Raw genomic sequence first — 10,478 nt, 5'->3', positions numbered from 1 at the left:
GTATAAATGGGTTCAAAATCGTATCCTGCATCCATCGTTTCATAGCGCAAAGTAGAGAGTTGTACACGTTCATCAATACCTTTTAATAAAGGGATTGCCGCTTTTCCATCATTTAAATTGCCCGAGGAAAAGAGAGACTGCAAGATGTATTGGCTCTCCGTGCCGACCGCCAAATGCGCTTTATAGCCATACCAGAAGACATTTTTCCCTTCGCTGTTTTTCTTCACTCCCCACTGGGGCTCTTGGGGAATCTCAGCACGAAGTTCGGCTAAAGGAACGTCCAGCTGATCTTCAATTTTCTTTTCATAAATTGGAAGGTTGGCTTCACATTCCGCTTTTTCAAGAAGCCATTGTTCCCGCTCCTCTTTCGACTTGCGGCCACGCTTTTTGGGTTCCGTTTCAGGCTTCTCCTTCTTTGGAGGCGCCTGGTCCATAGCCTCGAAGTGGGTGGCATCAATGGCAGCCGTATCGTCCGTAATGAACCCTTCCGTGATGGCTTGATGAAGCAGGGTTTCTTGGGACTTTTCCAACGCGTTCGACTCACTGAGGATGGTTACCATCCTTGAATAGGCGGCTTCGGAAGGAATATTATCAGATACCAAAAAGCCGCAATCAAGGCTGAAAATGATGTCGTTCTTTAATCGCTTGACCAAGTCCTTAACGGATGGGATTCGTTCGGTAATCCTGGCAACCAGGGAATAAACCATAGCTGCATAGTTAAGCTCAACAGGCCTGCCGAAACGTGACTTTTTCCTTAACACAACGAGGATTGGGTCAATATCTATTGCTGAAAAAACAGCCTCAAATCGTTGGGTAGGTTCCAAATCATATAATTCTTGCAGGTCAAACAGGCTTCCTTGTCGTATAATAGGCATAGGGAGTCTTCCTCCAGTCTTTGAGTTTTGTGTCACTACTTACTCATTTCGACAGTTTGGGGAGGTACTCCTTTTTTTGTGTCTCAAAAGCCTTGGGGCTCTAGGGCTGATATTTATGAAATTGATTCAGGAGAATAAAAGAAAACAAACTAATACATTTTTCGTTAGCTTTTTTTCTTTACACTTAATTTTATTTCAACAGTTCAATCGCCCCTGCATTTCCCACTTTTGCCGGCGGGTATGTACACAAGTCAAACGGATAATCTGATCCGGGAACAACCCGATCTTCACCGACTGTTTTGACCAAGTAATCCACAGCTTCGGGATGCCATAACACATTATCAAACCAGAAGCGCTTTAAGTAGTCTGTCGGTTCAGCCTGCAATGAAGAAGATATATCTTTCCACATCCCATAACCTTTGTTTAACCTGCCGATTTGATAGGGAAGAAATCCGCCGCCGTGTACGAGGAGAATCTTGATTTTTGGATACTTGTCCAAAAATCCGCTTAATAAGAGATTCGCTGCACAAACCGTTGTTTCCCAGGGAACACCAATTAAGTTTGGCATTTTTCTTTTTTTCAATCTCGGATCCTCGCAAAGGAGCGGATGGATAAATAAGATGGCCCCCAAATGGTTGGCTTCTTCAAAAAAAGGCGTGAAAAAAGAATCGACGAGCATTTTACCATCGGTTTCGGGCCCAATGATTGCTCCTCTCAGTCCTTTTTTCATTGCCGACTGAAGCTGTTTTGCGGCAAGTTCAGGATCGGAGAGGGCCACTGTGGAAAGAGCGGAAAGATTTCCGCTGCTTTCTTTTGAAAGTTTCGCAAGGGATTCATTATACACATCCGTCAGCTCTTTCGTTATATCAACAGGAAGCTCATATAAAAAAGCTGCGGGATGGGTGAAAATACCGGATGTGTAATATCGGCTTTCTGCTTCTCTGATGAATAAGCTCTAAAATCAACAAACTCTTTTTTTAGTTCAAAGCCCCATTTGCCGTTGACGGTCAAAAATGTTTTCCCGGGAACGGGCTCAGTCCATTCCGCCTTAATATTGCGGCTGTTCTGTTGCATTCAGTCCATTACTTCTTCGGGAATAAAGTGCGTGTGAAAGTCGTAAATGTTTATTTTCCTCCTGGTAGATTCATATGTTTCCAGTAACCCGTGCGTTCCGATATTTCTTCCGCGGCTGCCATGACTTTACTGGCCAATTGAAGTCTCAAAAAGGCCATTTCTATATAAATACCCCGCAGATCATTTGTTTCTGCGGGGTTCCATCTTTTATAAAGATTTCTGAACTTCAAGAACAGCTTCTTTCAGGATGCTGACAAAGTCGTTTACATCTTGTTCAGTCATGCAAAGTGGAGGAGAGTAAACGATTGTGTCTTTTTCCCAATAAACGACATTACGCAAGATCAGTCCGCGTTCTCTTGCTTCTGCGACAACTTTTGGAGAAAGTTTTTCTTCGAAACGTTCGCCTGTTTCTTGGTTTTTCACAATTTCAATGGCGCCGAGCAATCCGAGATAACGAACTTCGCCAACAATGTCTGTTTCGTTTTGAAGTTCTTTCAGCTTGCTGCCTAGAAGTTCTCCCATGACTCTCGAGTTCTCGACCAAATTTTCATTTTCAAGGATTTCGATGTTTTTCAAGCCGACAGCACAGGCTGTTGGATGTCCGCTGTACGTAAATCCGTGCATCAATACACCTTTGGAGAGTTCGATCAACTCTTGATGGATTTTCTCACGTATAACAACAGCTCCCAATTGGATATATCCGCTTGAAATGCCTTTCGCTAAAAGCATGACATCTGGAACGATGCCGAAATGTTCGCATGCGAACATTTTTCCTGTGCGGCCGAATCCGTTGATGACTTCATCAGCAATGAAAAGAATGTCATGCTCGTCGCAGATTTTGCGAATTTCTTGTAGGTATCCTTCTTTAGGGAAGTTTACGCCGCCTGCACCTTGAATCGGTTCTGTCAAGAATGCTGCAATGGTATCTGCGCCTTCTTCTTTAATCACTCTTCTGAAATCTTCTGGATCGTCCGGATCGATATGAACAAATCCTGGTGCAAGAGAAGTAGTGAATTCATGGAATGATTCGATACCTGTTGCACTTGTAGAGCCGGAAGCTACACCATGGTAAGCTCTTTTACGGGCGATGATTTTTGTTTTTTCAGGTTTGCCTTTCACTTTCCAATAGTGACGCACAAGTTTATATGCTGAATCGTTAGATTCTGAGCCACCGGAAGTAAAGAATACTCCATTGAGGTCTCCAGGTGTCATTTCAGCTACTTTGGCAGCAAGACGAATGGCGGGTTCATTACTGAAACCGGAAAAACTGTTTGCGTAAGCGCATTTTTCCATTTGTTCTTTTGCAGTTTCAGCAAGTTCTTTTCTACCATATCCGATGTTAACGTTCCAAAGGGACGCCATGCCTTCAATGTATTTTTTGCCATTCAGATCATAAACATGAACGCCTTCAGCTTTGTCAAAAATGATAGCAGGGCCTTTTTCTTGTTGATCTTGAAGAGAAGAAGTGGGATGGATAAAGTATTTTTTATCCAATTCAACCAATTCTTGCCTTAATGCTTCATTGTTGCTCATTGTTATCGCTCCTTTTTTCAATGTCGCTGTATCCAGTGGCATTATGTAATTAATGTTTACAACTATAAATTATATATGATTAATTTTAGAAAAGAAAGGGGTGGAATTCCTTTTTACAAGAATTTGTACAAGGAGTTATTTTATTTTTACTTTATACAATAACCCGTTTTTGGATCCAATTTGAAAGGATTGATCGGGGCCGGTGCTGTAAAATCCCGGCTCCGATCAAAATAAATGCTTCTAAAATCAAGCCGTTTTATCCGGTGAATCGTTTTCAAAACTTAAATGAAGTTCAGGGGGTCTTTGTTTAAATCCTTTTGTCAAAAAGATCAGATAAACAAAACCGAGAGCAAACCAGATGCTGCCCAACACTTTCGAGTGAATGTCCAAATTAACTAATAGCCATAAATCAAGGGCGGCTCCGATTCCCGGGAGGACCAAATAAAGGATTACTCCTTTGGCAGAGCGCTCTTTCTTTTTGACAAAGTAATGAGCAATCACCGCGATATTGACAGAGATAAACGCAATAAATGCGCCAAAGTTAATAAATGATGCGACCAAAGTCAAACTCAAAACCAAAGATAGCAAAGAAATAGTACTGATCAGTAAAATGTTATTGATCGGTGTTTTATATTTTGAATGAAGCTTTCCGAAAAATTTCGGAAGCTGGCCATCGCGTCCCATTGCAAATAACACGCGGGAAGCACTTGCCTGGGAAGACATTGCTGATCCGAAAACAGTTACAGCATAAACGGCCAAAAATAAGCTGGCCAATGCTTTACCGCCTACAAAGGTAATAATCTCATGAGAAGCCGAATCAGGATCTGTAAATGTCGTATAGTCAGGCCATGCGTTGTGGGCGAAATAAGAAACAGACATGAAGATGGCTCCGCCTACAAGGGTAATGATCAAGACGGCTCTGGGAATCGTCTTTTTTGGGTTGACCGTTTCCTCTGCAAACGCAGTAGCGGAATCAAAGCCAAGGAATGAAAAACACAATAGGGCAGCACCCGCAACAATATAGGAGAAAGATTCATCTGGATTATAAAATGGCTCAAAGTTAAAAAGGGTGCCTGTACCTGCTCCGCCAAGGATTTCTTTGGCAGAAAAGCCGATAAAGATCAAGATAAAAGCGAGAGAAAATATCGTAATCAATGCGTTGGCCATTGTGGCCAATCTAATCCCTCTAATATTAACGAATGTGACAAGCAGAAGCATCCCCAATACCCAAACATAGCTTGGGATGGCGGGAAAAGCTGAAGAGAAGAAGATTCCAAACAGCAAATAGTTGACCATCGGAATGAATAAATAATCCATTAGCACGGCCCAGCCCACCATGAAACCGACATGCGGACTAATCGCCATTTGTGTATAGGTGTACGCTGAGCCGGCTGATGGAACGACTTTTGCCATTTGTCCATAACTATAAGCTGTAAACAGCATGACAAACAGTGCCAGCAAATAGGATCCGGAAACCATCCCGTGTGACAGTTCGGCAGCAATACCATACGTACTGAAAACAGTCGCCAGTGCCATGAATGAAAATCCAAAAAGTACGACCGGGACGAGAGTGAGTGAACGATTCAATTGGTTTAGTTGCATTGAAGTCCTCCTTTTTCCATGTGAGCAGTTTCGATCATTTTTCTGGAGAAGCCTCCTCAATCAGGAAGGCTCCTCTGTTTATACGTTATTCATAGATTTGTTTTGCCGCTTTTTCATAAACTATTTGACCGTCAACGATTGTGATTTCAACCTTGGCATCGAGGATTTCTTTTTCGGGAACATGAAATAAGTTTCTGTCGAGAATGATGACATCTGCAAGCTTTCCTTTTTCCAATGTGCCTATTTCGTTTTCGCGGAATACGCTGTAGGCTGAACCATATGTGTAGGCTCTTAAAGCCTGTGCCAATGAAATTTTTTCTTGCTCATTCCACGTTTTTTCCAGTGAATAATCTTGGCGGGTCACCGCATGATAAATTCCAAGCATTGGGTTGAGCGGGACGATCGGGTAGTCGCTGCTGTAAGGCATAACATTCCCTTCATTGAAGAAGGTGGCATTCGGATAAATATAAGGGAATTTTTCCTCGGATACCCTTTCCGTGTGGCTTTCTCTTGGCATAAGGGCCATATGGTATGGCTGGACCGAGGGAAGAACGCCCAATTCTTTGAATCTGGGTATATCCTCCGGGGCAATGACTTCAATATGCTCAAGCGTATGCCGTGCATCGCGTTTTCCATTTTCTTTTTGGGCATTTTCATATAGATCAAGTCCAAGTCTGACGGCCCCGTCGCCAATTGTATGGAATTTAATTTGATAGCCTTCTTTATCGGCTGCTGTCACCCATTCCTGCAGCTGCTCTTCGGAAAAGCCAATTTCCCCTCTTGTTTCCGGCTTGTCTTTATACGGGTCCAGCATATAAGCGGTATACCCGGTCACGACCCCGTCAATGAATTGCTTTAAACCGGACATTTTAAGCATTGGTGAGGCGAATCTTTCCTTGAACGCTCTTGCTTTTTCCAAATCGCCATTTAACGGTGGATAAAGATGAATTCTCGCAGTTAATTGGCCGTTGTCATCCAATTCTTTATATGTAGAGTACCCTTCCAATTTTTCGTGGGCACGGCTCATATAAAGATCGTTCACCGCGGTGATACCAAAGCGTGCAGCCTGATCCAGAAACAGCTTCACCATTTCTTTTTTCTGTTCGACAGAAAAGTCATAAGCATATTCGCCGACAAGCGACATCGCGGACTCAATCAAAATCCCGGTTGGATGGCCATTTTCATCTTTATGGATTATGCCATAATCCGGGTTAGCCGTATCCTTCGTAATATCTGCTATTTTAAGTGCTTTCGTATTGACCCAGCCATAATGGCCTTCTGCATGTATAAGGAATACAGGACGATCTGGCATCAAACGATCCAGCACATGTCGATCAGGAAACTGCTTATCCCCCCATGCAGTATAATCCCAGCCGGTTCCAATCACCCAGAGGTTATCAGGATGTTCATCTGCATACGCTTTCACTTTTTCGGCAGCATCTTCGGCAGATACAGTATCGCTTAGTGGAACAGCATAATCGTTAAAGAGACTGCCGGCCATAATATGAATATGTGAATCAAAAAAACCCGGCAAAACGAGCTTGTCCCCGGCATCAATCAGACGCGTTTCATCCCCCATATACTTTTTCACTGCATCAGGCGGCCCCACATCGACAATCTTATTTTCCTTTATTGCGACAACCAGATGCTCAGGTTCCTCTTTTAAACCCGTAAAAACAGCTTTACTTTGTATAATCATATCCGCTTTCATTTTTTCTCCTCCCAAATCATTGATTTGAGTGTGGTGGTTGGGATTGGCAAAGAATTATAATGCAATTTTTATGCCAATCGTAAAAGTAATCATATAAAACTAATATTCTGCTGTGTTCCTTTGAGAGCGGCCTTAAATAAGATAATAGGCATAAATTAATAACATTAACTATGTACTAATATATTTATGCCATTGTGCATTAACTATTCAATTTTGCATTTATGAAAACCCCGCTATTTGATGAGTGTGTCCGCGAAGAGTTGAGGATAACCCAGGCGCTTTTAATGAGGCGGCTGAAGAAATATAACATCAAGCCTCAAAAAGACAATTGACACACGTTTTGGGAACCTTTACAATAATAACAGACGTACAAAATTTGCTTTCCGGTAAAACTTCCTTTTTCCGGGTCCGGCAAAATAGTACGCCATTCATTCTTATCGTTAATGAGAAGACTGCCAAATCTGTCAGCCAGTGGGAGACCGCAGGAGTCACGCAGAATAACCCAGTCGTTCATTTGCGTTTATTCGTAAATGGCGGCTGGTTTTTTTATGCCGGTTTTCTGATTCAACGGACATTTATTCTTTGAGGAGGAAAAGAAGATGTGTCTCGCAAAATCAGGCTGCAAATTATGCGGCAACTGCAAAGGCTCGAAAAAAACGAAGACAGAAGAGAAGAAAAAGTAGGGAAAAGAGAGCGGTTAGGGCCGCTCTCTTTTCAATTCGTTCCTTTTTGAATGGCAGTCTGTGCCAGTTTTTGGATCGTGACATCATCCATCGGCGGGTTATGCAAGCCGGCCCTGACATCACGGTAATGCCGCTGAAGCGGATTTTGGCGCTGCAGGCTCTTGGCGCCGACGATTCGCATGGCTTTGTCAACAATCGATATCGCACAATTTGTGATCGTATGCTTTACCGCCCCAAGTTCATTTGCAATGTATGGCCTCCTTTGTTCATCATCATACGCTTCAGCCACACTATAAATAAAGTGCCGGGATCTCACCAATTCCAAATCAATTTCACCGAGGAGGCGCTGGACATTGGGAAGCTCGCTGATCGTTCCCTGGATGCTGTTCGGTGAATACTCAAGGGCAAAGCGGAGGGCATAGTCGCGGGCAGCCTGCGCGATCCCAAGATAGCAGGCGGGGATGTGCAGGATCCATCCGTTAATATTGTTTCCCCTTGGCCCGTCGTTGATTTCAACCAGCATCGATTCATCTACAGTTACACGATCGAGCACCAAATCGTGGCTTTCTGTTCCTCTCATCGAAATGACATCCCACGTTTCCTCAATGGCTAATCCTTCCAAATCTTTATGAAGCAGGAAAAACCCGATCGCCTTTTTTTCCTCAATCCACGCGGAAGTGAGAAAGTATGTTAAAGCTGGTGACATCGTCGTAAACGTTTTCCGGCCCGAAATCTCCCAATTTCCGTCTTTTTTCACCGCCAATGTACCGGGGCGTCCGCCTCTTGTCGGGCTTCCTGTTTGGGCTTCGCTGACGGCCCTGTTGATGAGGGCGCCTTTTAGCGCTTCCTCTGCGAAAAATGACAACTTGCTGTCATCCCACAATTTTTTCTCATACAGTTCACCCGTTACGCCCATATGCCAACCGATTGAAAGACCCGTAGCGGAATCAAAGCTGGCGATCGTTTCTTGAAAAAGCACCATATCATAAATGCCGATGCCTTTTCCTCCATATGCTTTCGGCAGAGTCAAACTTGTATAGCCAAGATCAACCAGCGTATCGATATTTTCCATGGGAAATTTGCTCTGTTCATCTATATGGGCTGAACGGCTGCTGAATTCTGCGCCAACTTCGTTTAATTTTTGCAGCCATTCCCTTTGTGTGTCGGTTTTTATAAAAATTTGTTTCAAATCTCATTCACCCCGGATTTTGATATGTCATATATATGAAAAATAAAGAATTCCTATTTGTTTTATAGGCTTAAATATATCTGAGTTTATAGGAAGCGTCAAGCATTTGGATTAATTCACACTTTACAGGTAAGATTAATTATGATAATGTCTTCTTTATCATATTCGAAAAGTGCAGGGATGGTTATGATTGAACTGAAAAATATTACCAAACGCTTCAAAAAGAATGAGGTTTTAAAAGGGGTGGATCTGAATGTACAAAAGGGGGATGTACTGGTCATCATCGGTCCGAGCGGTTCCGGAAAAACAACGCTGTTAAGATGCATGAATTACCTGGAGCGCCCGGATGACGGATCAGTCACCATCGACGGTTTTACAGTGAAAGGAAAGCATCCTTCCAAACGGGATATTCTTGCATTAAGAAGAAAAACAGCGATGGTCTTTCAGCATTATAACTTATTTAAAAATAAGACCGTTTTGGAAAATGTGACGGAAGGCCTGATTGTGGCCCAAAAAATGCCCAAACAGGAAGCAAAGGAAATTGGCATTTCATTGCTGCAAAAGGTAGGCCTTTCCGAAAAAATGAATGAATACCCTTCGCGGCTTTCCGGCGGACAGCAGCAGCGTGTTGGCATAGCACGGGCATTGGCACTTAACCCGTCCGTTATTTTATTCGATGAACCAACATCTGCACTTGATCCGGAAATGGTGGGAGAAGTCCTTTCCATTATTAAAAAAATTGCTCGTGAAGGGATTACGATGGTCGTGGTGACCCATGAAATCGAATTTGCCCGCGAGGTGGCCAACCGGGTGGTTTTTATGGACGGGGGCCAAATCGTGGAAGAAGGCGTGCCGGAAGAAATACTTGTCCGTCCGAAACATGACCGGACAAAGCAATTTTTAAAGAGATTAGTCAGAGAAGAAGATTACGCGATCTAGGGGGGAAAGGAAATGAAGAAAGTTTGGCTGGGGGTCCTTTTATTAGCACTTTTTACTTTTATGGGAGGCTGCTCGCAAAGTTCGGGAGGTTCAGAAAAAGAAGATGGCAAAAAAGTGGTCAAGGTTGCGATCAGCGACGAGGTGAATCCCCCGTTTCTTTATGCCGATGAAAAGAACAATCCAATTGGATATGACATGGACTATATGAAAGAAGTGGAAAAAAAGCTTCCGGAATATACATTTGAATATATTTGGGGAGAAGAAGAATCCAACTTGGTTGGCGTTGACACAGGAAAATATGACTTTGCGATTAACTGGTTCTTTAAAAATCCGGAAAGGGAAGAAAAGTTTCTATATCCGGAACATGAATTTGGCTATTCGTTGACATCGCTTGTTACAAAAAAAGACAGAAATGATATTAAAACATTGGACGATATGGTGGGGAAAAAGTTCCCGCCGATGTCTCCGAGCGGTGGTCTTCGGACCATTTTAAACGCCTATAACGAACAGCATCCGGACCGCCCATTAACGATCGAAAGCATGGATGCTCCTTCCAATGCAGAAAACCTCAAGCTCGTTGCCAAGGGCAAGGCCGACGCGATGTTTATTAACGTCACAACGTTCAACGAAATTCAAAAAGAGCTGAACCTCGACTTGAAAGTGGCCGGCATTATATCCAAGGAACCCATTTGGACTGTATACAATAAAGACAACGAAGAGCTTGCCAACAAGATTGATGAAGTGACAGTTGAGTTGCGGGAAGACGGCACATTGTCCAAGTTGGCCGAAAAATGGTTTGGCGTCGACTTCTTTCAAGATCTTAAATACATTAATGAAGAAGGATTTAAGTTTGAAAAATAAAATTTCCGTGT

8 protein-coding genes and 1 pseudogene are annotated in these 10,478 nt (G+C 43.1%); 3 read left to right on the top strand and 6 right to left on the bottom strand.

The genetic code is table 11. From position 1 onward, the window contains the following. The 5 genes and pseudogenes from AB1L08_RS13620 to AB1L08_RS13600 form a co-directional block, all read right to left on the bottom strand. The coding region (locus AB1L08_RS13620; RefSeq protein ID WP_413065213.1) for a transposase at window positions 1–875 on the bottom strand (875 nt) is incomplete at its 3' end. Window positions 876–1,065: 190 nt separating this feature from the next. Continuing rightward, window positions 1,066–1,949: pseudogene (locus tag AB1L08_RS13615) on the bottom strand (amidohydrolase family protein). A gap of 207 nt (window positions 1,950–2,156) precedes the next feature. Further along, window positions 2,157–3,482, bottom strand: a complete 1,326-nt coding sequence (locus AB1L08_RS13610; protein WP_413065212.1) for an aminotransferase family protein — start codon at window positions 3,480–3,482, stop codon at window positions 2,157–2,159. 246 nt (window positions 3,483–3,728) lie between these two features. Then, window positions 3,729–5,084, bottom strand: coding sequence for an APC family permease (locus AB1L08_RS13605; RefSeq protein ID WP_413065211.1), 1,356 nt, complete (start codon window positions 5,082–5,084; stop codon window positions 3,729–3,731). A gap of 85 nt (window positions 5,085–5,169) precedes the next feature. Further along, the gene (locus AB1L08_RS13600; protein ID WP_413065210.1) at window positions 5,170–6,795 is read right to left on the bottom strand and encodes an amidohydrolase; all 1,626 of its coding nucleotides are present in this window, start codon (window positions 6,793–6,795) and stop codon (window positions 5,170–5,172) included. A 601-nt stretch (window positions 6,796–7,396) separates the two neighbouring features. Between AB1L08_RS13600 and AB1L08_RS13595 the strand changes: the two genes are divergently transcribed. Continuing rightward, window positions 7,397–7,528, top strand: coding sequence for a hypothetical protein (locus tag AB1L08_RS13595; RefSeq protein ID WP_413065209.1), 132 nt, complete (start codon window positions 7,397–7,399; stop codon window positions 7,526–7,528). Here the strand turns inward: AB1L08_RS13595 and AB1L08_RS13590 are convergent. Beyond that, on the bottom strand, window positions 7,510–8,667 hold the full coding sequence (locus AB1L08_RS13590; RefSeq protein WP_413065208.1) for an acyl-CoA dehydrogenase family protein: 1,158 nt from the start codon (window positions 8,665–8,667) through the stop codon (window positions 7,510–7,512). The genes AB1L08_RS13595 and AB1L08_RS13590 overlap by 19 nt on opposite strands. A gap of 186 nt (window positions 8,668–8,853) precedes the next feature. On the opposite strand from AB1L08_RS13590, the gene AB1L08_RS13585 reads away from it, so the two are divergent. Together AB1L08_RS13585 and AB1L08_RS13580 are read left to right on the top strand one after the other, a co-directional pair. Further along, a complete protein-coding gene (locus AB1L08_RS13585) occupies window positions 8,854–9,606 on the top strand; it encodes an amino acid ABC transporter ATP-binding protein (protein ID WP_413065207.1) in 753 nt (250 codons plus the stop codon). A gap of 12 nt (window positions 9,607–9,618) precedes the next feature. Then, window positions 9,619–10,467 (top strand): transporter substrate-binding domain-containing protein, encoded by an 849-nt coding sequence (locus AB1L08_RS13580; RefSeq protein ID WP_413065206.1) that lies wholly within the window; start codon window positions 9,619–9,621, stop codon window positions 10,465–10,467. Window positions 10,468–10,478: the final 11 nt, after the last annotated feature.

Origin of the sequence: Siminovitchia jepli, assembly GCF_047228825.1 — a bacterium.
Classification (GTDB): Bacteria; Bacillota; Bacilli; order Bacillales; family Bacillaceae_C; genus Siminovitchia.
This window is presented reverse-complemented; position numbering and strand designations above follow the sequence as displayed.